Origin of the sequence: Flagellimonas sp., assembly GCF_965601775.1 — a bacterium.
Lineage (GTDB): Bacteria > Bacteroidota > Bacteroidia > Flavobacteriales > Flavobacteriaceae > Flagellimonas.
On record NZ_OZ271837.1, the window covers coordinates 2,592,737 to 2,617,887 of the forward strand.

General features: G+C 39.7%; 29 protein-coding genes. 10 read left to right on the forward strand and 19 right to left on the reverse strand.

What is annotated here, in order from left to right:
- Positions 1–4: 4 nt before the first annotated feature.
- From ACSLUF_RS11960 to nusB, 4 genes are all read right to left on the reverse strand, one after another.
- On the reverse strand, positions 5–1,354 hold the full coding sequence (locus tag ACSLUF_RS11960; protein ID WP_435623018.1) for a Gfo/Idh/MocA family protein: 1,350 nt from the start codon (positions 1,352–1,354) through the stop codon (positions 5–7).
- 96 nt (positions 1,355–1,450) lie between these two features.
- Entirely contained in the window at positions 1,451–1,741 is a 291-nt protein-coding gene (gene yajC / locus ACSLUF_RS11965; RefSeq protein ID WP_106145388.1) for a preprotein translocase subunit YajC, read from the reverse strand.
- A 13-nt stretch (positions 1,742–1,754) separates the two neighbouring features.
- The gene (locus tag ACSLUF_RS11970; protein ID WP_435623019.1) at positions 1,755–2,240 is read right to left on the reverse strand and encodes a DUF1573 domain-containing protein; all 486 of its coding nucleotides are present in this window, start codon (positions 2,238–2,240) and stop codon (positions 1,755–1,757) included.
- 40 nt (positions 2,241–2,280) lie between these two features.
- Complete coding sequence (gene nusB / locus ACSLUF_RS11975) at positions 2,281–3,228, reverse strand: transcription antitermination factor NusB (RefSeq protein WP_435623020.1); 948 nt, start codon at positions 3,226–3,228, stop codon at positions 2,281–2,283.
- Between the two features lie 167 nt (positions 3,229–3,395).
- Between nusB and ACSLUF_RS11980 the strand changes: the two genes are divergently transcribed.
- From ACSLUF_RS11980 to ACSLUF_RS12005, 6 genes are all read left to right on the forward strand, one after another.
- Positions 3,396–5,147 (forward strand): ABC transporter ATP-binding protein, encoded by a 1,752-nt coding sequence (locus ACSLUF_RS11980; RefSeq protein ID WP_435623021.1) that lies wholly within the window; start codon positions 3,396–3,398, stop codon positions 5,145–5,147.
- An 81-nt stretch (positions 5,148–5,228) separates the two neighbouring features.
- The gene (locus ACSLUF_RS11985; protein ID WP_435623022.1) at positions 5,229–5,600 is read left to right on the forward strand and encodes a PUR family DNA/RNA-binding protein; all 372 of its coding nucleotides are present in this window, start codon (positions 5,229–5,231) and stop codon (positions 5,598–5,600) included.
- Between the two features lie 134 nt (positions 5,601–5,734).
- Entirely contained in the window at positions 5,735–6,298 is a 564-nt protein-coding gene (locus ACSLUF_RS11990; RefSeq protein WP_435623023.1) for a thioredoxin family protein, read from the forward strand.
- Positions 6,299–6,307: 9 nt separating this feature from the next.
- Positions 6,308–6,628, forward strand: coding sequence for a cupin domain-containing protein (locus ACSLUF_RS11995; RefSeq protein WP_435623024.1), 321 nt, complete (start codon positions 6,308–6,310; stop codon positions 6,626–6,628).
- A 3-nt stretch (positions 6,629–6,631) separates the two neighbouring features.
- Positions 6,632–6,892 carry a hypothetical protein gene (locus tag ACSLUF_RS12000; RefSeq protein WP_435623025.1) on the forward strand — a complete coding sequence of 87 codons (261 nt, stop codon included), beginning with the start codon at positions 6,632–6,634 and terminating at the stop codon, positions 6,890–6,892.
- Between the two features lie 9 nt (positions 6,893–6,901).
- Complete coding sequence (locus ACSLUF_RS12005; RefSeq protein ID WP_435623026.1) at positions 6,902–7,150, forward strand: GNAT family N-acetyltransferase; 249 nt, start codon at positions 6,902–6,904, stop codon at positions 7,148–7,150.
- A 1-nt stretch (position 7,151) separates the two neighbouring features.
- On the opposite strand, the gene ACSLUF_RS12010 is transcribed toward ACSLUF_RS12005, so the two are convergent.
- Positions 7,152–7,694 carry a YfiT family bacillithiol transferase gene (locus tag ACSLUF_RS12010; protein WP_435623027.1) on the reverse strand — a complete coding sequence of 181 codons (543 nt, stop codon included), beginning with the start codon at positions 7,692–7,694 and terminating at the stop codon, positions 7,152–7,154.
- A 151-nt stretch (positions 7,695–7,845) separates the two neighbouring features.
- Between ACSLUF_RS12010 and ACSLUF_RS12015 the strand changes: the two genes are divergently transcribed.
- Positions 7,846–8,484: a peroxiredoxin gene (locus tag ACSLUF_RS12015; RefSeq protein ID WP_435623028.1), complete on the forward strand. Its 639-nt coding sequence runs from the start codon at positions 7,846–7,848 to the stop codon at positions 8,482–8,484.
- Between the two features lie 530 nt (positions 8,485–9,014).
- Here ACSLUF_RS12015 and ACSLUF_RS12020 read toward each other — a convergent pair.
- Positions 9,015–9,947, reverse strand: a complete 933-nt coding sequence (locus ACSLUF_RS12020) for a peptidylprolyl isomerase (protein WP_435623029.1) — start codon at positions 9,945–9,947, stop codon at positions 9,015–9,017.
- A gap of 200 nt (positions 9,948–10,147) precedes the next feature.
- Here ACSLUF_RS12020 and ACSLUF_RS12025 point away from each other — a divergent pair, with 200 nt between their 5' ends.
- Complete coding sequence (locus tag ACSLUF_RS12025; RefSeq protein ID WP_435623030.1) at positions 10,148–10,570, forward strand: VOC family protein; 423 nt, start codon at positions 10,148–10,150, stop codon at positions 10,568–10,570.
- A 30-nt stretch (positions 10,571–10,600) separates the two neighbouring features.
- On the opposite strand, the gene ACSLUF_RS12030 is transcribed toward ACSLUF_RS12025, so the two are convergent.
- Both ACSLUF_RS12030 and ACSLUF_RS12035 read right to left on the reverse strand, forming a co-directional pair.
- Positions 10,601–11,995, reverse strand: coding sequence for a M20/M25/M40 family metallo-hydrolase (locus tag ACSLUF_RS12030; protein ID WP_435623031.1), 1,395 nt, complete (start codon positions 11,993–11,995; stop codon positions 10,601–10,603).
- On the reverse strand, positions 11,992–12,876 hold the full coding sequence (locus tag ACSLUF_RS12035; RefSeq protein ID WP_435623032.1) for a PPK2 family polyphosphate kinase: 885 nt from the start codon (positions 12,874–12,876) through the stop codon (positions 11,992–11,994). Before ACSLUF_RS12035 ends, ACSLUF_RS12030 begins: the two co-directional genes overlap by 4 nt.
- 172 nt (positions 12,877–13,048) lie before the next feature.
- On the opposite strand from ACSLUF_RS12035, the gene ACSLUF_RS12040 reads away from it, so the two are divergent.
- Complete coding sequence (locus ACSLUF_RS12040) at positions 13,049–13,756, forward strand: hypothetical protein (protein WP_435623033.1); 708 nt, start codon at positions 13,049–13,051, stop codon at positions 13,754–13,756.
- Position 13,757: 1 nt separating this feature from the next.
- On the opposite strand, the gene ACSLUF_RS12045 is transcribed toward ACSLUF_RS12040, so the two are convergent.
- The 10 genes from ACSLUF_RS12045 to ACSLUF_RS12090 form a co-directional block, all read right to left on the reverse strand.
- Positions 13,758–14,921, reverse strand: a complete 1,164-nt coding sequence (locus ACSLUF_RS12045) for a sigma-54-dependent transcriptional regulator (RefSeq protein WP_435623034.1) — start codon at positions 14,919–14,921, stop codon at positions 13,758–13,760.
- Positions 14,922–14,931: 10 nt separating this feature from the next.
- Positions 14,932–15,789, reverse strand: coding sequence for a DUF6268 family outer membrane beta-barrel protein (locus ACSLUF_RS12050; RefSeq protein ID WP_435623035.1), 858 nt, complete (start codon positions 15,787–15,789; stop codon positions 14,932–14,934).
- 16 nt (positions 15,790–15,805) lie between these two features.
- The gene (locus tag ACSLUF_RS12055) at positions 15,806–16,723 is read right to left on the reverse strand and encodes a mechanosensitive ion channel family protein (RefSeq protein ID WP_435623036.1); all 918 of its coding nucleotides are present in this window, start codon (positions 16,721–16,723) and stop codon (positions 15,806–15,808) included.
- Between the two features lie 6 nt (positions 16,724–16,729).
- Entirely contained in the window at positions 16,730–18,073 is a 1,344-nt protein-coding gene (locus ACSLUF_RS12060) for an ABC transporter permease (protein WP_435625838.1), read from the reverse strand.
- The gene (locus tag ACSLUF_RS12065; protein ID WP_435623037.1) at positions 18,066–19,004 is read right to left on the reverse strand and encodes an ABC transporter ATP-binding protein; all 939 of its coding nucleotides are present in this window, start codon (positions 19,002–19,004) and stop codon (positions 18,066–18,068) included. Before ACSLUF_RS12065 ends, ACSLUF_RS12060 begins: the two co-directional genes overlap by 8 nt.
- A gap of 183 nt (positions 19,005–19,187) precedes the next feature.
- Positions 19,188–20,303 (reverse strand): molecular chaperone DnaJ, encoded by a 1,116-nt coding sequence (dnaJ, locus tag ACSLUF_RS12070; protein ID WP_435623038.1) that lies wholly within the window; start codon positions 20,301–20,303, stop codon positions 19,188–19,190.
- A 9-nt stretch (positions 20,304–20,312) separates the two neighbouring features.
- Complete coding sequence (locus ACSLUF_RS12075; RefSeq protein WP_435623039.1) at positions 20,313–20,885, reverse strand: nucleotide exchange factor GrpE; 573 nt, start codon at positions 20,883–20,885, stop codon at positions 20,313–20,315.
- A 130-nt stretch (positions 20,886–21,015) separates the two neighbouring features.
- Complete coding sequence (locus ACSLUF_RS12080) at positions 21,016–21,978, reverse strand: TIGR01777 family oxidoreductase (protein ID WP_435623040.1); 963 nt, start codon at positions 21,976–21,978, stop codon at positions 21,016–21,018.
- 137 nt (positions 21,979–22,115) lie between these two features.
- Positions 22,116–22,778: a tRNA (5-methylaminomethyl-2-thiouridine)(34)-methyltransferase MnmD gene (mnmD, locus tag ACSLUF_RS12085; protein WP_435623041.1), complete on the reverse strand. Its 663-nt coding sequence runs from the start codon at positions 22,776–22,778 to the stop codon at positions 22,116–22,118.
- 2 nt (positions 22,779–22,780) lie between these two features.
- Positions 22,781–23,251, reverse strand: coding sequence for a DUF4920 domain-containing protein (locus tag ACSLUF_RS12090; protein ID WP_435623042.1), 471 nt, complete (start codon positions 23,249–23,251; stop codon positions 22,781–22,783).
- Positions 23,252–23,357: 106 nt separating this feature from the next.
- Here ACSLUF_RS12090 and ACSLUF_RS12095 point away from each other — a divergent pair, with 106 nt between their 5' ends.
- A complete protein-coding gene (locus ACSLUF_RS12095) occupies positions 23,358–24,422 on the forward strand; it encodes a branched-chain amino acid aminotransferase (RefSeq protein WP_435623043.1) in 1,065 nt (354 codons plus the stop codon).
- A gap of 30 nt (positions 24,423–24,452) precedes the next feature.
- Here ACSLUF_RS12095 and ACSLUF_RS12100 read toward each other — a convergent pair whose 3' ends face one another.
- Positions 24,453–24,839, reverse strand: a complete 387-nt coding sequence (locus ACSLUF_RS12100) for a hypothetical protein (protein WP_435623044.1) — start codon at positions 24,837–24,839, stop codon at positions 24,453–24,455.
- Positions 24,840–25,151 lie beyond the last annotated feature (312 nt).

Below are 25,151 nucleotides of genomic sequence, written 5' to 3' on the forward strand. Positions count from 1 at the left end.
AAAGTCATATTTTGGGTACTTCCCACCCGTTATGGTAAGTTGTCTTGATAAACTGATTTGCCTTTTCTTCGGTGAACTGTTTTTTTTCTTCATCCCAATACATGCGGTTTCCCGTTTTATAGGCCACATTACCCATATGCGAAACCACCGCGGTATCATAACCTACTTGTATTGGAGCATTTAATATGGAGGAATCCCGATTTTTTACCGCTTCCATGAAATTTTCGGTATGCAAATCCAATCCGCTTACTCCATCGGTCATTTTTAGGGGTATCTTTTCCATTCTATCTATGCCTTCCTTGTCCCAACCTTGAAATTCCTTTTCTGGAATGACTTCCCATCCGTTTCTATCCAAAACCAAAGTCCCCTTATTCCCTATAAAAGCTATTCCATGGTTTCTGCCATAATTACCGCCATCTATTCCAGTAGCATGTTCCCAAAGAATGGAAAACTGGTCAAATTCAAAAACGGTCTGTAGTGTGTCTGGAGTTTCAGAGGCATCGTTGGGATAGGCAAATTTACCTCCCAAAGCCATTACAGATTTAGGACGTGAAGCCTTCATCCCATACAGGGCATAATCCAATAAATGAACTCCCCAATCGGTCATAAGTCCTCCCGCATAATCCCAAAACCATCTAAAATTAAAATGAAATCTATTTTGGTTGAAGGCCTTTTTTGGGGCAGGTCCTAACCACATATCGTAATCGACTCCAGCGGGTACAGGGCCATCAGCCACGACGGTTACAGGTTTCATCCAACCTTGATAGGCCCATGCTTTGGCCAAGCGTATTTGCCCCAATTGTCCCGAATGGACAAAATCAATGGCCTCGGTAAAATGCGGTTGACTTCGTTGCCATTGCCCAATCTGCACCATTCGGTCGCTTGTCATAACATGCTTTAGCATTACATCACATTCTTGAATGGAATTGGCTATGGGTTTTTCACAATACACGTCTTTGCCCGCTTGGAGAGCATCTGTCAATTGCAGGCAATGCCAATGGTCAGGAGTACCAATAATGACCACGTCAATATCCTTATCTTCAAGCATCTTTCTGTAATCACCATATAGTTTGGGTTTTTTGATGTTAGCCTTTTTAAGTTCCTCCACCTTCGAGTTGAGCACATTTTCGTCGACATCGCAGAGAGCAACCACTTGAACGGCACTCATTTTTAGCATGGAAACTAGATTCGAAAAACCCATTCCCTTGCAGCCAATAAGACCTACTTGAATGTAATCGTTAGGGCTTGTACTTTTTCTGAGGGTAGCTAATAATTCAACAGGAAAAAAAAGGGATGCACCCAAGCCAGCAGCAGACAATGCGCTCTTTTGTATGAAGTTTCTACGAGTAACCATAATCAACTATTTGTTGCCTTAAGTTATCCTTTTTACTTCTAAATACAAAAAACGCCAGCGAGTGCCGGCGTCTTTACTTTTTTGTGATTTGCTATACTATTTTTTGGCGGGCGGGGCACTTAGTTTTTTGCTCATTTCCATAGATATGGCTGAGCGATCAAACTTAAGACGGCCGGCCATAGTCTCAATGACACAGGAAAAATCTTTGTCATTCAATTCTACCACTTTACCGTACAAACCACTTTTAGTAATGATTTTATCTCCTTTTTTAAGTTCTGAAGCAAACTTTTTTTCATCCTTCTGACGTTTGATTTGCGGGCGAATCATAAAGAAATACGCTACCACAAAAATCAATATCAGCGGCAAAAATTGTCCAATATTTTCCATGTATGCGAACGTCTTATTTAACAGGACCAGCTTGCTGCTGCACTGCATCTTTTGGATTTACAAAGGCCTTGATTCTCAAAATCTCCGATCCTTTTTGTGTATTTGCAGTAACTGTAATGGTTTTGGTCACCTGATTTTGCCCTGATCCATTAAATTTCACCAACAGCTCACCACTTTCCCCTGGGGCAATAGGTGTATTTTTGGGATATTCAGGAACTGTGCATCCGCAGCTACTGGTAGCATTTGTAATAATTAATGGGGCATTACCTGTATTGGTAAATTTAAAAAGAGTCTCTTGTGGTGTACCTTGAGCGATGGTACCAAAATCGTGTTCAGATGTCTCAAAAGACATAATCGGTAGGTTTTTCTGGGCTGCATCCCTATTGGAAGCATTGTCTACATTATCAGCTACAATTTTGCTGGAAGCCTTGTCTTTGCATGAAAGTCCAACTAGTGCCACTACCATGACCAAACTGAAAATTGTTGTTATTCTTTTCATTCTTAAGATTTTGTTTTTTCAAAAATAATCAAATAAAAAATTATTGAAGCCCCCTTCCCATTTTTTGCAGTCTGCCATCCGTTTTATATTCCTTCGCCAGTTTATCCAAAACCCCGTTAATGAAAATGCTGCTTTTTGGGGTTGAATACTCTTTGGCTATCTCGAGGTATTCATTCAAGGTCACCTTTTCCGGGATGGATGGAAAATTCAATAATTCGCATATGGCCATCTTCAAAATAATCGAATCAATTTCGGCAATCCTATCATTATCCCAATTTGGGGTTTTCCCTTCAATTTCCTTTTCCCATTTTTCGTTGTTCAAAAGGGTTTTGGTCAGGAGCTTTTTAGCAAACTCCAAATCTTGTTCATCCTTCAACAGGCGTGGAAGAAAGTAACTTTCCCTTTCGTTGCCATCTGCCTTTTTAAGACGTTTTAAAAGAAACGTGTTTACTATGGGGAAATCATCAATCCATGTAAGTTGGTCATCCTCAAAATATTCATAGATTTTCTCATTGGGTGCAATTACATTTTTAAACAAATCCAATACCAACTGCCTATCTTCCTCATAACTGTCTTTGCCGCTGGTCATGTACGATTTATAAAAGGTACTTCCCAAAACTTCCTTATGGATGATTTTTACATAATCGGCATTGAGATACCAGTTATTCAGTTTTCGTTTGGTAATATGTTCCTGTAAAATGGAATTCTGGGCAATCTGAAGCAGAAGTCGATTCTTTACAAATTTTTGAGGATTGGGATAGTTATCTTCCTCAGTAGCCAAATATTTTTTTGAAGCGTGTTGAAGGTGCGTTTCAGCAAGAGCATGCATCTCTTTGATTAGGCTGAGCATCAATATATAAAGCACATACATATTGTCTATGCTCATCTTCAGGAATTTTTCCTGTTTTTCCAAAGATTCATCCTTGGATTGAATCAATGCATAAATGCATTGCATTACTTTTACCCGGATATGCCGTCTTGTTAGCATCTAAAAGAACTTTAAAGTCATATTTTGCCTTTCACAGCGCAAAAGTAACCTTATATTTTAATCCCTCCCACTTAAGTTCTTTTCTTATCAGTTTTATAACATTCATTTCAATATTGATCATCTATATTTGCCCCGCCATCTAAAAACTTGGACTCCCTTTTCTCCTGATGAAGGAATTAAAGCACTTAAATAAATATTTCAAGAAATACCGGCTCAAACTATTGCTGGGAATCGTAATCACCATAATTGCCCGGTTATTTTCCTTGGTAGTTCCCAATTATGTCAACCAATCCATTGGGGTTATTGAGAATTATATGGGAGATTCCATTTCTTTGACGCAAGCCAAGTCCACCCTTTTCCAATATATCTTGATTATTGTGGGTACGGCGCTTCTTTCTGCGCTCTTTACCTTTCTAATGCGGCAGACCATAATCAATGTATCTCGATATATTGAGTTTGATTTAAAAAATGAGGTATTCGACCACTACCAAATATTGACCCTCGACTTTTATAAAAAGAATCGTATTGGAGATTTGATGAACCGTATCAGTGAAGATATCAATCAGGTTCGTTTGTATGCCGGTCCGGTCATTATGTATGGTATGAATACGGTCACCATTTTCATTTGTGTTATTACCATTATGTTTATTAAAGCCCCTACTCTAGCGGCTTATACCTTAATTCCTCTACCCGTTTTATCTATTTTGATTTATCAAATCAGCAAAATCATTCATCTTAGAAGTACCAAGGTCCAAGAATTTCTTTCATCACTTTCTACATTTGCCCAAGAATCTTTTTCAGGGGTTGCGGTCATAAAGGCTTATGGCATTGAACCGCGGATAAATTACGAACTACAGGGTTTGGCTGTGGAAGGAAAAGACACCAGTATGGACCTCGCCAAAGTGAATGCCTGGTTTTTCCCTTTAATGATATTGCTTATCGGTATCAGTAACATTATCGTCATCTATTTTGGGGGACAAATGTATATCGATGGAAAAATCGCTTCTTTTGGATTGATCGCTGAATTCATTTTATATGTTAACATGCTTACTTGGCCTGTTGCGGTAGTAGGATGGCTCACATCCATTGTCCAAAGGGCTGAGGCTTCCCAAAAACGTATCAATGAGTTTTTGAAGGTCGAACCAGATATCGTCAACGAAGTTACCGAAGAGACCCAGATTGAAGGCAATATCGAATTTAAAGATGTTTCCTTTACCTATAGCGATACACACATAACCGCCCTAAACAAGGTTTCTTTTTCAATTAAAGCAGGGGAAACTGTCGCTATCCTGGGGAAAATAGGCGCTGGAAAATCGACCGCTTTGGATTTAATAGCTCGACTGTATGATACCTCAGAGGGAGAAATTCTAATTGATGGCAAACCTATTCGGGAATTGAACTTGAACAGCTTGCGAAAAGAAATTGGCGCCGTTCCACAAGATGCATTTCTTTTTTCGGATACCATAGAGAACAATATCCGTTTTGGAAACGAACATGCCAGTTTCGAGGATATTGTAGAAGTAGCTAAAAAAGCGGTGGTCCATGATAATATAGAAGGTTTTGCCCAAAAATATGATACCATTCTGGGTGAAAGAGGGATTACCTTAAGTGGAGGACAAAAACAAAGGGTATCCATTGCCAGGGCGCTTTTAAAGGACCCTAAAATTTACTTGTTTGACGATTGTCTATCGGCGGTTGATACCGAAACCGAGGAAGAAATCTTAAATAACTTAAAGCAAGCCTCTAAAAACAAAACCACGCTTATTGTAAGCCATAGAGTATCCTCTGCAAAGAATGCTGACCGGATAATTATCATAGACAACGGTCAAATAATCCAAGAGGGTACCCATGAAGAATTGAACAACCAAGATGGCTACTACAGAGAACTCTACATGACCCAACTCTCGGAGAAAGAATAGCAAAAAAGTTGCTGAATTAGCATTTTTTTTACATTTTTGGTAGAATTATTCGCCAAAGCGCTAAACACATATCTTTACTTTATGAGTGATAAAGAAATAATGGACCAGGAAGAAATATATTCCAAGGTCCTACGGGCAGGAAGGAGAACCTACTTTTTTGATGTCAGAAGTACCAAAGCTGGTGATTACTATCTAACCATAACCGAGAGCAAGAAATTTACCCATGATGATGGGTCTTTCCATTACAAAAAACATAAGATTTATCTTTACAAAGAGGATTTTACGGCTTTTAAGGAAATAATGGAAGAAATGATGGACTACATCATTGATGAAAAAGGAATTGAAGTAATTTCTGAACGACATAAAAAGGATTACAAGAAAGAGGAAGATAACTCGGAAAGCAACGGTACAGCATCCGGAAACTTTACGGATGTGAATTTCGACGATATTTAACCAACCCTCTTAAAAATTTGAGAAAAACGACCTGTAAATCAGGTCGTTTTTTATTTTTAGACTAAACGAACTCATGTAAAACATGATGCTTTAGCATTTGACTAGCTGTTAATCTATAAAATCAATAGTAAACCATGGCAAGAACACCAAGCAATATGCTTCCCTTAGGCACAACCGCTCCCAAATTTGAACTTATGGATACCATAACGGACACTATGGTCTCCTTGGACACTGCAAAAGGTGAAAAAGGGACCGTCATCATGTTTATATGTAACCATTGCCCATTCGTAGTTCACGTAAATCCAGAAATTTCCCAGTTAGGATTGGAATATCAAAAAAAGGGAATACGCTTTGTTGCCATTTCCAGCAATGATATAGAAAATTATCCCCAAGATAGTCCCGATTTGATGAAAGTAAAAGCTAAGGAGGAGCATTACTCTTTTCCTTACCTATACGATGAAACCCAAGAAGTCGCCACAGCCTATGATGCCGCTTGCACCCCTGATTTCTATCTGTTTGATGATGCCTTAAAACTCGTATACCGGGGGCAGTTGGATGATTCCCGTCCGGGGAATGGGCTTCCCGTTACCGGTAAGGACTTGCGAAACGCGATGGATGCCTTATTGGAAGGAAAACAAATAGACGAGCTGCAAAAACCAAGTATTGGTTGCAATATAAAGTGGAAGATCCAAAATTGATTCTACCCAATGAAAGTAAGTACATCTGAAGCTCTTCGTAAACTGGAAAAAAGTGAATCGCTCTTCCTCAATTTATTTGAGCATGGCACCTTGCAATTAGAGGTATATAAGCCACATAAGGTCGATTTGCAACAGCCCCATTCCCGTGACGAAGTATATGTGATTATTTCTGGGACTGGCGAATTCATCAATGGCGATAAGCGCCACACTTTTGCGCCCGGAGATTTTTTATTCGTTCCCGCTGGGGTTGAACATCGATTTGAGAATTTTAGTGAAGATTTTGCTACTTGGGTGCTTTTTTATGGTCCCGAAGGAGGAGAAAATCCGTAATTCATGGTCTATCTGGAATCCGTTTCCGACGATTTATTTGAAGTTTACATCACAGTGGGGATTACCTCTTACAAGCAGCATTATCTGCATTTATGGAAAAATCAAGACCCTGCTCCGTACATTTCCAAGAGTTTCACCAGACACATCATGGAAGAGGACCTGGCTGATGACAACGTAGAGCACTTTTTGGTCAAAGTGGGAGAAGTGGTCATAGGAATCGTCAAAATCATCAAGAACAAATCGCTAGATGCCTATGATGAATAATCATCGCTATTGATTCAAAAAATCTATCTCCTTCAAGAGCATTCAGGAAAGGGATATGGTTACCAATTGCTGGAAATCCTGGAAGATTATGCACGAAACTTGGGAAAGAGATTGGTTTGGTTGGACACTATGCAAAACGGCACTGCCTTGAATTTTTATCTAAAGAATGGCTTTGTCATCCACAAGAAATCCAGACTTGCGCTACCAAACGCCATTGAGGAAGAAAGACCTATGCTTGTTTTGACCAAAGAAATCTAGACTACCATCCTTCCCTTTCAATCAAATTTTGAAGATGGGCAAAATGATGATTACTGTGCCATGCATACCTTCCAATATTTTCTGCCAAAGTACTTTCCACATTGCCTTCTGGGTGTCTAAAAGTGCGTTTAAGTTGCTCTTTGGTCAGGCCCTTCAATAAATAAACCAATTTGAAATGGACCGCTTTGAGATGGTCCAAAGACATTTGGATAGGAGCAGTTTTGGAATCGAACAACTCTGACCATTCTTTTTCAAAGTAGGCCTTAATCATGGGATTATCTTCGGTAAGTCCCCATTTAAATCGAACATAGCTGTTATGGTGGCTATCCGAAACATGGTGCACAAGTTGTCTTACGGTCCAACCCCCAGGTCGGTAAGGGGTATCCAATTGCTCTTCTGAAAACCCAGAAACTGCATTTTCAAGACGTTTGGGGAGTTCCTCCAAAACAGTTATCCATGTTTGTAAATGTTCCTCAGTAATGGTTTCCGGAACCTGATATTTTCCTATCGGATACCTAAGCTTTTCCAGTTGTTCATTTTCCATGCCCTAAATTACTAAAGAATCATTTTTGCACAACTATCAATTGCTTTTAATCCATGAAACTTTAATACACTTTTAACTGCGTAAAAATGGGCATGAAATCTCATAGTCTAACTTTGTAAAACATTAGTTCAATCAATTAAAAACAAATATTATGGCTACTATTCGATTAGGGGATATCGCTCCTGATTTTACCGTGGAGACCTCAGAGGGATCATTGAATTTTTATGATTATTTGGGCGAAGGATGGGGTATTCTTTTTTCCCACCCAGCAGATTTTACTCCGGTTTGCACTACTGAATTGGGCACTGCCGCCAAATTTAAAGGTGAGTTTGAAAAAAGAAATGTAAAGATGATAGCGCTTAGCGTGGATGGTGTTGAATCACACAATGAATGGATACAGGATATCAACGAGACTCAACATACCACGGTCAATTTTCCCATAATTGCCGATGTGGACCGAAAAGTGTCTGATTTGTATGATATGATCCATCCTAATGCCAATGATACTTTAACCGTACGTTCCGTATTTATTATTGCACCGGATAAAACGGTCAAGTTGATTTTGACCTATCCTGCTTCGACAGGTCGTAATTTCTATGAATTGTTACGCGTTATCGATTCACTTCAATTGACTGCGTATCACAAAGTGGCTACGCCAGCCAATTGGGAACATGGAGATAAAGTCGTAGTAAGTCCTTCCATCCCAACGGATGAAGCAAAAGAAATGTTCACGGCAGGTGTGGATGAAGTAAAACCATATCTTAGACTGACTCCTGACCCGACAGCGTAAGTCATACGCATTAAACAAATTAAAGCTCTCCAAATGGAGGGCTTTTTTTATGCCTAGACTGACGTATCTATATTTTAACCTAAACCACGCAACCTCCTCAATATTCGATATCTAATCTATAGACAAACGCAACAACAATAACCTTTAAATCGACAACACCTATGAATACTTTCTTTGGAGTACTCCTTATCCTTTTACTGTTGAATATGGTGCTACTGGTACTAAGTGTCAACCGGGCCAAAAAGTGACTTTTCCTATGGAAAAGTGTCCAAAATTCTAGCGTACAGACAATTATAGACAATAAGTAGGGTTTAAACCCGTTCAGTTGTTATACTAATAGAGCGCAGCCCCCGACGTATTAATAAACTAGTAGACCATGCAAACTTTTTTTACAGTACTACTTATTTTGCTTTTCTTAAATGCTTGCCTCTTACTGGTAAGTGTTAACAGATCCAAATAAAAAGAAAAGCTCCTAATTAGGAGCTTTTCTTTTTTATTACGTTTTTCTTTACTGATTAATATCAACGTAATTACTTCACGTCCATAAGTTCTACATCAAAAATTAAGGTGGCATCTGGAGGAATCACTCCACCAGCTCCTGCGCTTCCATACGCCAAATGAGAAGGAATCACAAAACGCGCCTTGTCTCCAACTTTTAAAAGACCAATTCCTTCATCCCAACCTGGGATTACCTGTCCAATTCCTAAAGAAAAATCAATAGGCTGATTTCGACTGTATGAAGAATCAAATACTTGACCGTTTGAAAGACTCCCTTCATAGTGAACGGATACCGTTTTTCCTTTTTCGGCTTGAATGCCGTTACCTTTATTTATGATTTGATATCGCAACCCGCTGTCGGTTTTTTCAAAACCTGCCGCCAACTTGTCCATTTCAGCTTCTGCTCTTGCTTTAGCTTCTGCTATTCTTTTTTCGCGTGCTCCTTCAAAAACTCGAAATGCTTCAATAGCATTCCAGTTTTCGGCTTCACTTCCAACCCTTACAATTTCCAAAGAATCGATGGAATCTCCCTGAGCAATGGCATCCACAACTTCTTGTCCTGACTCCACATGACCAAAAACCGTATGCTTATTGTCCAGCCATGGAGTTGGTCCGTGGGTAATGAAGAACTGACTCCCGTTGGTGCCCGGCCCGGCATTCGCCATGGAAAGAATTCCAGGTGCGTCATGCTTTAGTTCTGGGTGGAATTCATCATCAAATTTGTACCCTGGGTCTCCTGTTCCCGTTCCCTGAGGACAACCCCCTTGAATCATAAAATCGGCAATTACCCTATGGAATTTAAGTCCATCATAATAAGGCTTGCCTTGAGGTTTCGCTGAATTTTCCATACTTCCCTCTGCCAACGCCACAAAATTACCTACCGTTCCAGGGGTTTTATCGTGGGTTAATTTTACTAGAATTTCTCCTTTACCAGTGTTGAATTTTGCGTAAATTCCGTCTTGCATAACTATATCTCTTATCAATTTTTATAATTGGTCCTCTTTATAAGAAGGCTGCAAAGATAGGAGTTTTTGCAGGTTTTATTGACTAAATAATATGTTGAAAAAGTGATAATTACGTTGCTATTCGATTATAGCGATTTGCTTTTTTCACTGGACCTTTCTGTCCGAAATCTTATCATATCTGAAAGAAAAAATATCATCCCATGGAACAGCGCTTGACTATAGTCACCTTAGGTGTTTCTGATTTAGAAAAATCAACCCATTTTTATGAAACCCAATTTGGTTGGATAAAATCAAAATCCAGTAACGAGTATATATCATTTTTTACCCTAAATGGCATACTACTCTCCCTATACAAGAAAAATGAATTGGCCGATGATGCTACGGTAGATTCAAAAGGTATGGGATTCAAAGGGTTTACTTTAGCCTATAATACCAGGTCTGAAGGTGAAGTTGGCCTAATCTTTGAGAATTTAAAAGCTAAGGGCGTCGAAATCGTCAAGAAACCGCAAAAGGTCCATTGGGGTGGATATAGTGGTTATGTTTCCGATTTGGATGGCAATCTTTGGGAAATCGCCTTTAATCCTTTTCTTAAACTTGATGAACAGGGCAGTGTACTGGAATAAATGCACTTTAAGCCAACCAAAGTGGCTAGCTTAGCCCTTGACCTTTTTTATGGATGTGGTTCCGTATTTATCCATAAGATATACCAAACTGGCCATAGTTGCCGCACCTAGTTCCAATTCGCGCTGGTTTACATGCTCGAAGGTATCGTTTTCCGCATGGTGATGGTCAAAATACCTTTGGGAATCCGGTCTTAGTCCTGCCAAGACTATACCTTCATCTTTTAATGGGTCGATGTCAGCCCCACTACCTCCTTTAAGGAACATATGGATTAAATAGGGTTCAAAAAGCTTTTTCCATCCCAGGATTTGTTCAAAATCCTCATCAGAGCAATCAAACGAAAAACCTCTAGGCGTGAATCCACCGGCATCGCTCTCTAGGGCAAATACATGTCTTTCATTTTTTTGCTTGGCTATTTTTGCATATTCTCTTCCACCCCTTAATCCATTTTCCTCATTCATAAAGAGAACAACGCGAATAGTGCGCTTAGGTCTGTATCCTGTTTCTTTCAATAAACGAAGTACTTCCATACTCTGAACACAACCTGCACCGTCATCATGAGCACCATCACCTAAATCCCATGAGTCCAAATGCCCCCCCACAATCATTATTTCATTTGGATATTCGGAGCCTTTTATTTCTCCTATGACATTGTATGATTCAACATCTGGTAGTTGTTTGCAACTTTGCTTAAAGTAGAATTTGATTTCAGGATTCAAAGCTAATGTCGTGCTCAACAATTCGGCACCATTTGTGCTAATCGCTGCGGCAGGAATCCGGTCCTGCACTGGGGTATCTCCATAGCTCATGGAACCAGTATGGGGGAAATCATCCTGTCGAAGGTTCATCGACCTCACAATAACTCCTAACGCTCCATATTTTCCAGCCTCGGCCGCTCCTGAATAGCGTTGATCCACACAGCCAGAATATGCTTTGAATGTACTTATTTGAGTTGGGTCCATGGGTCGATTGTAGAACACTATTTTTCCTTCAATATTGGCCCTGCCCAATTTTTCCAAATCCTCAATGCCCTGCACCTCAACGATACTGGCTTTAATTCCGATATCCGGCGTTGCAACAGAACCTCCCAAAGCCGTAATAGGGATATTTGTGGTCAATCCTGGTTTGGTCTCAAAATAAGCAAACTCAGGAGTTCCCCTAACCCATTTGGGTACCATAACAGGTTGAAGCCACACTCTGTCCAAACCTAAAGAATCCAATTGACCTTTGGTATATTCCACAGCTTGTTGGGCCTCAACGGAGCCTGAAAGACGTCCACCAATCTGATTCGATAGGTAGTTAAGCCAATCATAGGATTTTCCATTGGTTAAGACTGCATCGTAAATAGCTCTCAGTTGTTTTTCATCCTCCGTCTGTGAGAAGGCCAAGGAGCTTATTAGAAGCCATATGAATATTCCTTTTTTCATGTACTTTCCTTTTCCAATTCTTGCTTAAAAAACTCTAAGTTAGCCTTTATTTCATCCTCTAACTCCGGTTCTTCTATATCTTTAAACTTTTTTAACGCTTCTAACAAAATGCCTGCAACGATTACGCGTGCGGCCCTTTTATTGTCCGCAGGAATGATATACCATGGTGCTTGCGGTTTTGAAGTCTTATTGATGGCCTCTTCATAGCACTCCTGATACTTTTCCCATAGTTTGCGTTCTTTCAAATCTCCTGGTGAAAATTTCCAGTTTTTTTCCTTCAACCGCAGTCGTCTCAACAGTCTTTGCCGCTGTTCCTCCTTGGATAGGTGTAGAAAAAATTTAAAAATGAGCGTTCCGTTTTCAGCAACGTGCCTTTCGAAATCATTGATTTGACGATATCTTTTCTCCCAAAACCCAGAATCAATATCATCGACTGTATCCACCCCAGGAATATTTTCCGAAAGGATATAATTGGGATGTACCTTGGTCACCAATACATTTTCGTAATGCGTTCGGTTAAAAACGCTAAATTTTCCACGTTCGGGCAGGGCAATGTAATGTCTCCATAAATAATCATGCTTAAGCTCCAAATCCGTAGGAACCTTAAAACTATGCACCTCCACTCCCCTTACGTTGAAATCCTTGAAAACCTCACGAATCAGACTGTCCTTGCCTGCAGTATCCATGCCTTGTAAACATATTAGAACCCCATATTTTCCATGGGCATATAAGGTATCTTGAAACTCGCCCAGTTCCTTTCTCAACTTCTCTAAATCCTTTTTTAACTGTTTGTCCGATTTTCCAAAATCTTCAAATGTGGCGGCTTCCAAAAGCTTTTTTTCACCCTCTACCTTGTAAGTGTTTGATTTGATGTATTCCATGAAATGAATATACAGTTTTTTATATATCTGGTATGTAAGCTATAAAATGCAGTTCATCGATGGAATTACTTTTGACAGTTTTACGCCGTTTTTCATCGATTTTATTCAATTGTAAATGTGATTCTACGTTAATTTAGTGAAAGCTCAGGCGCGTAGTCCCAAATCTGCCGTTATGAAATCAAGGAAATTTGACCTTTTTATTGTCTTCGCTATTGGTATACAAAGCCTTTTTTCTATGGCTTCTGTAAAGAATTCCAATGCCTGCGAATATGCCAATTCCAATATGGAATACATTAAGGACCAGACAGAGACCGCCATTTCCGCCACTGAACTTCAAATCACTAAATACTATGCTTACAAAGCCATTAATGGCATAGAAAAAACCAGGTCCAACTTTGAAGCCTGTGGTTGTCAAGAAGCCATATCCAGTCTGGATGATGTCCTTGATAATCTTAAGGAGGCTACTAGGGCCGAGACCCACCCATCTTCCAAGGAAGCGCTACAAAAAGCACTGAAAAATACCTTAAAAGGGATTAAAGAACTAGAAGACTATGGCCTAAGTATTAGCGATGTTTATGGAGATACTATGCTGGTCTTAAATACTAAAGAGGTGATGGAAGCCCAAGGAGGAATTTTATTGCCCGAGGGTAAACTTCTCGAACAACAAATCCATAATGGGCTTAAGAATTTTGAAATTTCCATCGATAATATTGTAAATCAGTTGGATTGCGCCGAAGCGAAAAGATTTATTAAAAAAACCTACAACAACGCCAGTATAACCCTTTTAAATACCGATTTAACCAAACCAAAGAAAATCTATCATCAAAGGGTAAAAACCATTACAAAAGAAGCGTTGGCCAAACTTAAAGAATGTGAGTAGTTTATTTACTGGCAAACAGCTTGACATCTTCTTCTGAAACTTCTTGACCTCCCAGAATTATGAGGCGTTCAACCACATTTCTTAGTTCGCGGACATTTCCAGTCCAGTCGTACCCTTTTAAAAGTTCAACCGCTTTTTTAGAAAACGCCTTTGTTGCCGTACCCTGCTCTTCACCTATTTTTATGGCAAAATGCTCAATCAGCAAAGCGATGTCATCGCGTCTATCGTTAAGGGCGGGAACCTTTATTAAAATAACCGCCAAACGATGATAGAGATCTTCCCTAAAATTTCCTTCGGATATTTCCTTTTTCAAGTCTTTGTTTGTAGCTGCTAGCACACGCACATCCACTTTGATGTCCTTATCGGTACCTACCCTTGAAATCTTATTTTCCTGAAGTGCCCTTAAAACTTTGGCCTGTGCCGAAAGGCTCATATCCCCTATCTCATCCAAAAAAATGGTCCCTTTATTGGCCGCTTCAAACTTCCCTGCCCTATCCTTTACTGCGGATGTAAATGCACCTTTAACATGGCCAAAAAGTTCACTTTCTATAAGTTCAGATGGAATAGCCGCACAATTCACCTCAATAAATGGAGAAGAGGAACGTGCACTCTTTTGATGCAGCCAATGGGCCACCAATTCTTTACCGGTTCCATTGGGGCCTGTAATCAGAACCCGCGCATCTGTGGGAGCTACTTTTTCAATCATATCCTTAATGGCCCCAATCTCCTTACTTTCCCCAATCATCTCGTAATTTTTGGAGACCTTTTTCTTCAGGATTTTATTTTCCACTACCAATTCCTTTCTATCCAAGGCATTTCGTACCGTAGTCAGCAGCCGGTTTAAGTCTGGTGGTTTGGAAATATAATCGAATGCACCCAATCTCATGGTGTTCACGGCGGTATCCAAATCACCGTGACCTGATATCATAATAAAAGGAATTTCCGGTTTTATCTGTCTGGCCGCCTCCAGAACCTCGACGCCATCCATTTTGGGCATTTTTATGTCACACAATACCAAATCGAAGTCTTCTTTCTTGATAATTTCCATCCCCTTCAAGCCGTCTTCCGCCTCAAAAACTTGGTAGGCATCGTTTTCTTCGCTCAATATCTTTATCAAAACCCGACGTATAGCAGATTCATCTTCTATCACCAATATTCTAGACATATTTTTCTATTTAAAAGATTGAGATTTTGAAACCTGTTCGAATATAAAGATTTGCTTCCTCATTCAACAAAAAAACAGCGCTTCTATCATCATTTCTTAGCTCTCCTATTTGTTCGATGGAACGACCGACCAAAGCAAATAGTGAAGCTCGTTTGGAAAGGTGGTATTGATACCCAAAAGCTCCCACCAGCGCGGAAAGAGATATTCTGGAACCTATTTGATTATCGGGCAGGGCGATATCATTTTGAATATTAATAAAATAACCGTCCAGCAAAAGTGTAAACCCAAAAGTATGTTTTGGTGAAGGGTGGTACTCAAACCTTGAGCGGGGAATCCCCAAAGTATAAGACCATTTGGGATGAAAACGACGATAGTAGCTAATCAAAGGAAGGGGAATTGGTAATCCCGTGGTGCTATTATAAGATAAACCGAGTACTATCCGAAAGGGCTTGCTGGCTTGCTGATTCTCCTTCCACAAAGTGGCGGTGGCGTTCAAAAAAAGATCACTGGTTTGGACACCATTGGTAAAGTTAGATGCCAGTCTTGGAGTGAAGATGCCGACAAAGTTCCAATTTTCATTCCATTTGGTAATAAATCCCAGATTTAAATCTATCACATGAAACCGATTCAACTCACTTTGGTCAAAAGGGAAGTTTTGGGAATATCCAACATCAAATCTATTGTATTCCAGACCGGTTACTAGGTAGTCTTTTTTCTCATTGAGTTTTATAGGGAGATTGAACAAAAACTTATACCGTTGGGTTTTGATTCCTGTGTCATTTTCAGGGATGTTCAAATATTCCACCCGTAAAATATCCGTACTCTGCCCAAAAGACATCTGTGCCAGAAAGAATCCGATTAGACACAAAATGCCGGAGAGCTTATTACGGGTTATCCGAGTTGGTATTGTTTTGAGATTTCTGATGTTGAAATATATGGATATCCCTCTGAGGGAAAGGGATGGTTACGTTATTTTCCTTGAACTTTTTATTGATGCTATATCGGATATCACTTTTTATTCGCGGGTCTACAAAACTATCATTAATGAAATAGTTGATGGAAAACATTAAAGCAGAATCTCCAAAATCATTAAAGAGTACAAAGGGTAACGGTTTCTTGAGCACTTTCTTGTGTTCCTTAACCGATTCTTCAAGCAATCTTGTAACGAGTTCTACATCACTTCCATAGGCCACCCCAACATGAACACTCTCGCGTGTAGTTCGGTGGTTCTGGGTATAGTTAAAAACGATGTCGCTTATAAACTTATGGTTGGGAATGACCACAACCTTGTCATCCCGCGTTAGCGCCCTGGTAGTACGCAATTTGATTTCAAATACCTTGCCCACTTTTTCATCCACCTCCACAATATCCCCTACCTGAAGGGACTTGTCCAAGATGATAAAAATGCCTCCCAGAATATCCTTGAAAAACTCTTGGAGTGCCAATCCCAATCCTACAAACAGTGCCGCTGATGCGGTAATAATAAGGGTGATATTTATCCCAGCACCACTAAGGGTAAATAAAACAACGATTAAGTAAAGGACATAGTTTACAAACTTGAAAACGCTTGCAAATTTTTGCTTGTCCTCAGGTTCCATTTTTCGGGTTACCAGATAGCGGGACCACTTTAACAGCAATTTTGTTGCCACGATGGAAACGGTCAGCAGTAATAAAAGACCCAAAGTAAGATGAATGGATTTTTCACCTTCCCCAATATGAATACCCCAATTGAGGAACTCCTTTACTGAACCCCAAATATCCTCTTGGATGATTTCCTTTATTTCTTCAGTACCGTCTTGCATCGCATTCTAATACTTCAACCATTTAAACAATTCTTTATAGGTTGGGCGCTTACCATACATTAAAATCCCTACACGGTAAATCTTGGAAGCTAACCAAACAATCCCCAGAAATGCCCCAATCAAAAGCGCAATGGAAAGCAATAACTGCCATAAGGGAACACCGCCCTCCCCAATGCCTCCAGGGAGTCTCATGAGCATTACTATGGGTGAAGTTAAGGGAAATAGGGAAAAGCCTACGGCAATAGGACCGTGTGGATTGCTAAAAACCGAAAAAAAACCGACATAAATCGCCAACATTAAGGGCAGAATAATGGGGAAAATGAACTGTTGTGTATCTGTTTCGTTGTCCACAGCAGCGCCGATTGCTGCATAAATGGAACTATAAATAAGGTAGCCCAAAATGAAATAAATCAAAAACGAACCTATCAGGAGTGCCCACGGAATATTTATTATTTCCCTTGCATACACCAACGCATCGCCTTCTAAACCGGAGGTTGGCAATTCGGATACTCCATTAATTGCTGTTGTCGATAAGGTGTTGTCTGTTGTCAACACAGACGGGTCAATCCCTAATAGGGCAACTGATAAAATCAATAATAAAGATGCGGAAACAATCCAAATAATGAATTGTGTTAAGCCAGCCAAGGAAGTTCCAACGATTTTACCCAACATTAACTTAAAGGGCTTCACAGAAGAAATAATCACCTCAATAATTCGACTTGTTTTTTCTTCAATAACGCTTCGCATTACAAATCCACCGTAAATAATGATAAACATCATGATGGCATAACCAAAAGCCCCTCCAATAATTGCTTTGATTTCCGTAATTCCTTTGATGCTTTTTTGGCCGTCAAAAGTGGCCAGGTTCATCACAAAGGGCTTTTCAATTCCAGTAAACTCATCGGACGATACGCCAAGTTCCTGCAATCTTTTCATCCGCAATCTTTTCTGAAAAATCCGTTCCAATCGCTCCGTTATGGTTGTATTCGGATTTTCTTTGGTGTAGAGATACGTATCCCTTGCTACATGCTCCATATCACTTCCACTGGGTATGTGCAACAACCCAAAGTAACCTAAAGACATTGTGGAGTCCTTCGCCTGAGTAAGGGAAATATCCTTAAAATGTATGTAGGCAACACTTTCGTCCGGTTTGAATTGATTGTTGAAGTAAGAGCTTTCATTCAATACCGTGACAATACGTTTTTCTGCATCATTTACCTTGGTAAGATACACTATCAAAAGAATCATGCCCACAATTAAGATTGGACTCAAAATCGTCATCACAATAAACGATTTGTTCCGAACCTTGGCCAAATACTCCCGTTTGATTATTAACCTCAGCTTATCCATGATGCTCTTTTCCATTAACGGTTTGGATAAAAATATCGTTTGCGGATGGAATGACTTCCTCGAACCTGCTCACATTTCCATATTTCGAAAGTTCAGTCAAAACCCCACGGGTATCACTGGAAGGCAGTTGAACGGACATAGACCAAGTGCTTTCCTCCGCATGTGCATTGGATGAAATTACATTGAATTTCTCCTCAACCTCAAGGAATTTATCTTTGGAACCTTCTTTTGTCTGAAGTGACACATTGAAAACATTGTTTTTGTAGGCATTCTTGATTTCCGATAGTTTACCATCCAAGATTTTCTCCGATTTATGAATCAGTGCGATATATTCACACAACTCTTCAACAGATTCCATTCTATGTGTCGAAAAAATTATGGAGGTACCTTCTTCTTTTAGCCTCAATATTTCATCCTTGATAATGTTGGCATTTATAGGGTCAAATCCGCTAAACGGCTCATCAAAAATTAAAAGTTTGGGTTGGTGCAAAACGGTCACTATAAACTGTATTTTTTGCGCCATCCCCTTAGACAGTTCTTGAATTTTTTTGTCCCACCATTCCCCAATTTCAAAGCGCTCAAACCATTCTTTCAATCTCTTTTTTGCCTCGGCTTTACCCAATCCCTTAAGTTGAGCTAAATACAGGGCTTGTTCACCCACCTTCATACTTTTGTACAGTCCACGCTCCTCGGGCAGGTATCCAATGGAGGCAATATGTTGAGGAGCCAGGGGTTTTCCATCAAACATCAACTGTCCCGTATCTGGATAAAGAATTTGATTAATAATTCGGATAAAAGTGGTTTTTCCAGCCCCATTTGGGCCCAATAGACCGTAAATTTTATTTTCAGGGATTTCCAAGGATATGTCGCTCAATGCTTTAAAGTCTCCGTAAGATTTGGAGACATTTTGAGCAACTAAAATGTGATGCATCCAAACAATTTTTCCAAAGATATGTATTTGTACAGAAAGAGGATGGGGCTATAAAAACAAAACCCACCCTTAAAAAAATTCAAGGATGGGAAAAAAATTGCTATGAAAAAGAAAATTAGATATTGGTTTCCCAACATCAAAGTCAAATATACGTTTTTTATTTGAACGGAAAACTTTTAATCGCTATGAGAACATATCTTTAACCTTTTCAAAGAAAGATTTATCAGATTTTTGAGGTTTTGGAACAAAATTTTCGTCATTCTGCATCCGTTCGAAAAACTCTTTTTGTTCTTTGCTCAGTTCTTTTGGTGTCCAAACATTCACATGCACCAGTAAATCGCCACTCCCATATCCGTTAATATTGGAAATTCCCTTGCCGCGCAATCTCAATATTTTGCCGGATTGGATTCCTGATTCCAGTTTGATTCGCACCTTGCCCCCTACCGAATCAATTTCCTTGGAACTTCCCAGTACCGCTTCGGAGAAACTGATATATAAATCATAATGCAAGTTATCACCTTCCCTTTTTAGGGTGGGGTGCTCTTGAGTTTCAATGGCTACCAATAAATCGCCAGGAATTCCGTTGCCTGGGGCCCCATTTCCTTTACCTGAGACCTTAAGTTGCATACCTTCTTCAACGCCTGGCGGTATCTTAATGGAAACGGTTTCTTCAACTGATTGTAGTCCCTGTGCATCTGCTCCACTTGGACGTTTATCTATAATCTGACCTGAGCCCCCACAAGTATTACAAGTAGTGGAAGTCTGCATTCTACCTAGTATGGTATTGGCAATCTTGGTTACCTGACCACTTCCATTACAGGTAGGGCAAGTTTTATAGGTTACCCCTTCGGCCTGAATCTTTCTTCTTACCTTGACTTTTTTCTCGACTCCGTTGGCTACTTCATCCAATGTCAGCTTTACCCGAATACGCAGATTGCTACCCTTTACTCGACGTTGACCTCCGCCAAAACCACCAAATCCACTAAAACCTCCACCAAAAGCACTTCCAAAAATATCACCGAATTGGCTGAAAATATCATCCATGTTCATACCGCCGCCGCCAAATCCTGCTCCTCCTTCAAAAGCGGCGTGCCCGAACTGGTCATATTTGGCACGCTTGTCGGGATCACTCAGAACTTCATAGGCTTCAGCTGCTTTTTTGAACATTTCCTCCGCCTTTGTATCTCCTGGATTTTTATCCGGGTGATACTCTATCGCTTTCTTGCGATATGCTTTTTTGATTTCAGCGGCGGAAGCTCCTTTGGCAACGCCCAATATTTCGTAAAAATCCTCCTTCATCGGTTTTGTTTAGTTACCCACTACCACTTTTGGATGTCGTATGATACGTTCCCCCAACTTAAATCCTTTTTCAATGACATCTATGATTTTCCCTTTCATTTTCTTGTTGGGAGCTGGTATTTGGGTTATGGCATCGTGAACTTCGGCATCAAAGGCATCACCTTCGCCTACCTCAATCTGTTCCAATCCCTTATTCTTCAAAGTTTCCCTGAATTTCGTATTGATAAGTTCCACTCCTTTATACATTTCCGTATCCTCAGATTTGGAAAGCTCTTTCAAAGCCCTATCAAAATCATCCATTACCGGTAACAGGGCAACTATTACCTCTTGACCAGCTGTTTTATAAAGGTCCATTCTTTCTTTGGAGGTACGCTTCTTGAAATTCTCAAACTCCGCAAAAAGACGCAAAAACTTATCCTTTTCCTTAGCCAATTCCTCCTTGAGTTTTTCTTCTTCGGAAAGTTCAACCTCTTTTTCCATGCTACCTTCTTCCACGATATCTTCGTTCAGTTCAGGGCTTTCAACGGACTGAGTATCTTTTGTTTCTCCTTCCATTTCCTCAACTTTACTTTTCTTATCCATATTTGGGTTTCGTTTTTTCGTTTTTGAAGTGGCAAAAGTACTGCCATTTGTCCGAAAATGTCAAAATGTCACAGGAAAACAAGAAAAAACCGCCAAAAGGCGGCTTAAGAATCTTTAAACTTATGGTTTGCTAAGCGTATTCTTTATCCAAGGGGACCAACGAATCATCGGGTCTAGGATTACTTGACCCCAAAAGATGCTCCAAAGCAGACCCAATATTTGAATAGGTAAAGACAAATCCTTGTTTCTCTATGCGTTTGCTACAAACCCGTTGACTTGCAAAAAGCAAATAAGACATCTCACCTAGAAGTAGCTTCATGGCAAACCTAGGAACATTGGGCAACAAAAGTGGTCTTTTCAATACTTTGGCCAACTCCTTTGTCATTTTCTCATTGGTCACCGGATTCGGCGCAACAGCATTAAAAACACCTTTCAGGTTATTGGTGATAGCAAAAACAAACATTTCGGCTAAATCATCAATATGAATCCACGACTGCCATTGTTCCCCACTGCCCATTACCGCACCGGCAAGGTTTTTTATCGGCTTGGCCATTTTAGGGAGTGCGCCCCCTTCATTGGACAGTACAATTCCAATTCTTAGGATGGAGACATTGAACGAGTACTTTTTGAATTCATTTATCTTTTCTTCCCATTTCTGAACCACTTGACCCAAAAAGCTGTCATCGACCCCTACATCTTTTTCGTCGCATAAGTCAATTTGTGAACTAGGGTATATTCCAATGGCAGAGGCTGAAACAAAATGTTCAATCCTGGAAGAATCTATGTTATCCAAACCTTTACTCAGTGTGGAAAGACTATCAATTCTACTGGACAGCACTTTTTCCTTATAAGAGGGAGTCCATTTTTTAGCTATAGTAGCACCTGCCAAGTTGATAATTGAAGTGACTCCATCAAAACAAGCCAAATCAATTTCTCCCTTGGATGGATTCCATAAAAACCCTTGATACCTATCCGAGGAGACGATTTTTTCCTGTCGCGTAGTTAAATAATTAACTGGAATATCGTGTTGATGCAAAACTTTGGTAATCGCTTTGCCAACCAATCCTGTTGCTCCAGTTATCAATACTTTCATAGCGTGTGTTTGAAACAAAAATAGAGGATTAAAGTGCTGTTTTTGAGGGATTAATTCAGGTTTAACACAAATGTTTAAACTTTAAGTAAAATTAAGAGTAGAACCCTGTTCCACTTTAACAGTCATTTAGGAATACTTCACTTTTTGGTAGCTCGCAACATTTCCCTTTTTCCCGGTGGCCCCTCCAATCGTTCTACAAAAAAACCAACCGCCTGCATAGCCCGTCTTACGCTACCTTTCGCCGAATAGGTCACTAAAACTCCACCTTCTTTAAGCGCATCATACATAATTTGAAACACCTCTTGGGTCCAAAGTTCAGGTTGCACTCGGGGTCCAAATGCATCAAAATATATTAGGTTGAACAAACTGCGGTCATTGATCTCTCGAAAGTCCTTCTGCTGTTTGGCCAACTCAAAATTTTTGGCAATAACCGCCTTTTGTCCCCATGATGAGTGATGCATCAAATCAAATTCTTCTTCAACTCTTTGGGCAGATAAGGCGGAAATGTAATCCAACTGACGTATTTCATCCAAAGCAACTGGAAATTGCTCCACACCTACGTAATTGATAGCAATATTCTTTTTTTGTGCTTCAATAAGGGTTATCAGAGCATTAAGTCCTGTCCCAAAACCTATTTCAAGAATGCTCATCTTATCCAGATTTACATGCTCTAAACCGTTTTTAATAAAAACATGGTAGGCTTCTTGAACTGCTCCATGCTTGGAATGGTATTGTTCCTGCCATTCATCAATTTGAATGGTTTTGGAACCATCAGCAGTTTCAATGATGCGACGTTTCACTTTTATTTATTGATTAGCACGCCATCTGCCTCAAAACGAAGTTGTTTTTTTGGTGAAACTATTTTGGCAATCTCGTCCTCGGAGGCCCCACTATCCTTTGCATAGTGCTTTTGGTCTTCAATAGACATCTCCGTGGTAAATACGACGCCATTGATAACGACATCTTTATCCGAAGAATCTGTAGGTACGAAAAAACCGTAATCCTTAAACCGAACAAAAACTTCTTCGTTGTTATCAAGGGCCACCTTCATCCAACAACCTTTAACTTGACATACCTCTTTGATTTTACCTGTCAATTGGGTTTGTATGGTATCCGTAGAAACCAATTTATTGGTAATGGATGCAATAGATTCAACGTCCTGCTCTATATTGAACTCTGCACCATAGAAATTACCTGTTTTTTCTTCTTGTCCATAGGAGGAGACAGCAAAAATCATTAAGAAAGTAATAGCGAAAGTGTTAAAATACCTCATTTTTAATAAGTTTTAAGTCTATCCCAAATAAGGATAGCAATTAGAATTAGGGGTTAGACCAAAACTAACAATAAATAGCTAATTTTATGGACTAATTTATTAAGTCATGGATGCAACGGTAAACAACATTTCCGTAGAAAAAGCGGCCACTTCCAAGATTCACGATGTGGATTTTGATAATCTATCTTTTGGAAACACATTCACCGACCATATGTTGGTTTGCGATTATGAAAATGGCTCATGGAACACTCCTAAAATTGTGCCTTATGGACCTATTTCGTTAGAACCGTCTTCCAAAATTTTTCATTACGGCCAGTCCATTTTTGAGGGCATGAAAGCCTATAAGGATGAAGCTGACAATGTTTGGTTGTTCAGACCCTTGGAGAATTGGAAAAGACTAAATAAATCTGCCAAGAGACTTGCAATCCCAGAACTGCCAGAAAGCCATTTCATGGATGGGCTTACTTCGCTATTGCAATTGGAAAAGGATTGGGTTCCTAAAAACCCAGGGAGTTCGCTTTATGTTCGCCCGTTTATGTTCGCTTCCGGAACGGGATTCCATGCCTCTCCCGCTGACCGATATAAGTTTATTATTGCTTTGGCACCCTCAGGGGCCTATTTCTCTGGAAAGGTAAAAGTGAAAATTGAAGAAACATACTCCCGTGCTGCCAATGGCGGGGTGGGATATGCAAAAGCAGGGGGTAACTATGCAGGGCAGTTCTATCCAACCCAGCTTGCGGTTGAAGAAGGCTACCATCAGGTTATCTGGACGGATGACAATAATCACGAGTTCATCGAGGAAGCTGGTGCCATGAATGTATTTATCCGTATTAATGATACACTCATAACAGCTCCGACCAACGACCGAATTTTGGATGGAATTACCAGAAAAAGCATTTTAGAGATTGCCGAAGCTGAAGGAATTTCCGCGGAAGTACGAAAAATATCAGTGACTGAAGTCGTAGAAGCTGCTAAAAACGGAACATTAAAAGAAATGTTTGGAGCAGGTACCGCGGCGGTCGTGTCTCCTATTGCGGCATTTGGCTATCAGGGCGTGGACTATGAACTTCCTGAAATTCAGAACAGCTACGCTACCAGACTTAAAAAGCAAATAACCGATATCCAATATAATAGAGCTGAAGATAATTTTGGCTGGCGATTTAAGGTATAGTACTAAAAAAGGGCACTTAAGTGCCCTTTTTTATTTGTCCAATATCTCCTGAATGTTCGGTTTGAAGTAATTAGGCCCTTTAAGTACTTTTCCATCTTCCCTGTAAATGGGCTTACCATCTTGCCCGAGCTTACTCATATTACTTCTTTGAATTTCCTCAAACACTTCTTCAATTTTATATTGCATACCGTGTTCCAATATGGTTCCGCAAAGAATGTAAAGCATATCTCCCAGTGCATCAGCCACTTCAACCAAATCTCCATCCTTTGCTGCTTCTAAATATTCCTCATTTTCCTCACGCATGAGTTTATATCGTAACATGTTTTTTTCAAGGCCTAAGTTGGCTTTAGGGGTGTGCAACACACCTAATCCGAATGCATTGTGAAATTCTTCCACAGCTTCTATCTTTCTTTTCATGGTTTTAGTAATTGACTTAATTTTGCTAAAAATAGAAATATGTTCAGCCCAGGACAACTGATTTTTGCTTGTTTGTTTATTCTAGTTTTTGTAGCAGTTATGATTTTCTCCTATCAAAAAGACAAAAAATTGCATACCAAAAATTACAAAGGTGTTATCTGGATTTTATTTTCATTTATAATATTCGTGGTTTTCCTCTTCCTAATTAAATATTTCCTTAAAAATTAACGATTATATTGATTTCCCTACAAAAATGAACGTTTTTACAACTTATATAAGAAGTTGAAGCGCTCGCAATAAGAAAACACGTAC

Bases quoted from the DNA above. Each gene is read 5' to 3' on its own strand.
- yajC (WP_106145388.1), bottom strand. From the start codon at position 1,741: ATGGAAAATATTGGACAATTTTTGCCGCTGATATTGATTTTTGTGGTA.
- ACSLUF_RS11985 (WP_435623022.1), top strand. From the start codon at position 5,229: ATGAGTGATAAAGAAATAATGGACCAGGAAGAAATATATTCCAAGGTC.
- ACSLUF_RS12010 (WP_435623027.1), bottom strand. From the start codon at position 7,694: ATGGAAAATGAACAACTGGAAAAGCTTAGGTATCCGATAGGAAAATAT.
- ACSLUF_RS11960 (WP_435623018.1), bottom strand. From the start codon at position 1,354: ATGGTTACTCGTAGAAACTTCATACAAAAGAGCGCATTGTCTGCTGCT.
- ACSLUF_RS12020 (WP_435623029.1), bottom strand. From the start codon at position 9,947: ATGCAAGACGGAATTTACGCAAAATTCAACACTGGTAAAGGAGAAATT.
- ACSLUF_RS11990 (WP_435623023.1), top strand. From the start codon at position 5,735: ATGGCAAGAACACCAAGCAATATGCTTCCCTTAGGCACAACCGCTCCC.
- ACSLUF_RS11970 (WP_435623019.1), bottom strand. From the start codon at position 2,240: ATGAAAAGAATAACAACAATTTTCAGTTTGGTCATGGTAGTGGCACTA.
- ACSLUF_RS12035 (WP_435623032.1), bottom strand. From the start codon at position 12,876: ATGGAATACATCAAATCAAACACTTACAAGGTAGAGGGTGAAAAAAAG.
- ACSLUF_RS12095 (WP_435623043.1), top strand. From the start codon at position 23,358: ATGGATGCAACGGTAAACAACATTTCCGTAGAAAAAGCGGCCACTTCC.
- ACSLUF_RS11980 (WP_435623021.1), top strand. From the start codon at position 3,396: ATGAAGGAATTAAAGCACTTAAATAAATATTTCAAGAAATACCGGCTC.
- dnaJ (WP_435623038.1), bottom strand. From the start codon at position 20,303: ATGAAGGAGGATTTTTACGAAATATTGGGCGTTGCCAAAGGAGCTTCC.
- ACSLUF_RS12100 (WP_435623044.1), bottom strand. From the start codon at position 24,839: ATGAAAAGAAAGATAGAAGCTGTGGAAGAATTTCACAATGCATTCGGA.
- ACSLUF_RS12060 (WP_435625838.1), bottom strand. From the start codon at position 18,073: ATGGATAAGCTGAGGTTAATAATCAAACGGGAGTATTTGGCCAAGGTT.
- ACSLUF_RS12040 (WP_435623033.1), top strand. From the start codon at position 13,049: ATGAAATCAAGGAAATTTGACCTTTTTATTGTCTTCGCTATTGGTATA.
- ACSLUF_RS12075 (WP_435623039.1), bottom strand. From the start codon at position 20,885: ATGGATAAGAAAAGTAAAGTTGAGGAAATGGAAGGAGAAACAAAAGAT.
- ACSLUF_RS12055 (WP_435623036.1), bottom strand. From the start codon at position 16,723: ATGCAAGACGGTACTGAAGAAATAAAGGAAATCATCCAAGAGGATATT.
- ACSLUF_RS12030 (WP_435623031.1), bottom strand. From the start codon at position 11,995: ATGAAAAAAGGAATATTCATATGGCTTCTAATAAGCTCCTTGGCCTTC.
- ACSLUF_RS11995 (WP_435623024.1), top strand. From the start codon at position 6,308: ATGAAAGTAAGTACATCTGAAGCTCTTCGTAAACTGGAAAAAAGTGAA.
- ACSLUF_RS12025 (WP_435623030.1), top strand. From the start codon at position 10,148: ATGGAACAGCGCTTGACTATAGTCACCTTAGGTGTTTCTGATTTAGAA.
- ACSLUF_RS12080 (WP_435623040.1), bottom strand. From the start codon at position 21,978: ATGAAAGTATTGATAACTGGAGCAACAGGATTGGTTGGCAAAGCGATT.
- ACSLUF_RS12065 (WP_435623037.1), bottom strand. From the start codon at position 19,004: ATGCATCACATTTTAGTTGCTCAAAATGTCTCCAAATCTTACGGAGAC.
- ACSLUF_RS12090 (WP_435623042.1), bottom strand. From the start codon at position 23,251: ATGAGGTATTTTAACACTTTCGCTATTACTTTCTTAATGATTTTTGCT.
- ACSLUF_RS12000 (WP_435623025.1), top strand. From the start codon at position 6,632: ATGGTCTATCTGGAATCCGTTTCCGACGATTTATTTGAAGTTTACATC.
- ACSLUF_RS12045 (WP_435623034.1), bottom strand. From the start codon at position 14,921: ATGTCTAGAATATTGGTGATAGAAGATGAATCTGCTATACGTCGGGTT.
- nusB (WP_435623020.1), bottom strand. From the start codon at position 3,228: ATGCTAACAAGACGGCATATCCGGGTAAAAGTAATGCAATGCATTTAT.
- ACSLUF_RS12015 (WP_435623028.1), top strand. From the start codon at position 7,846: ATGGCTACTATTCGATTAGGGGATATCGCTCCTGATTTTACCGTGGAG.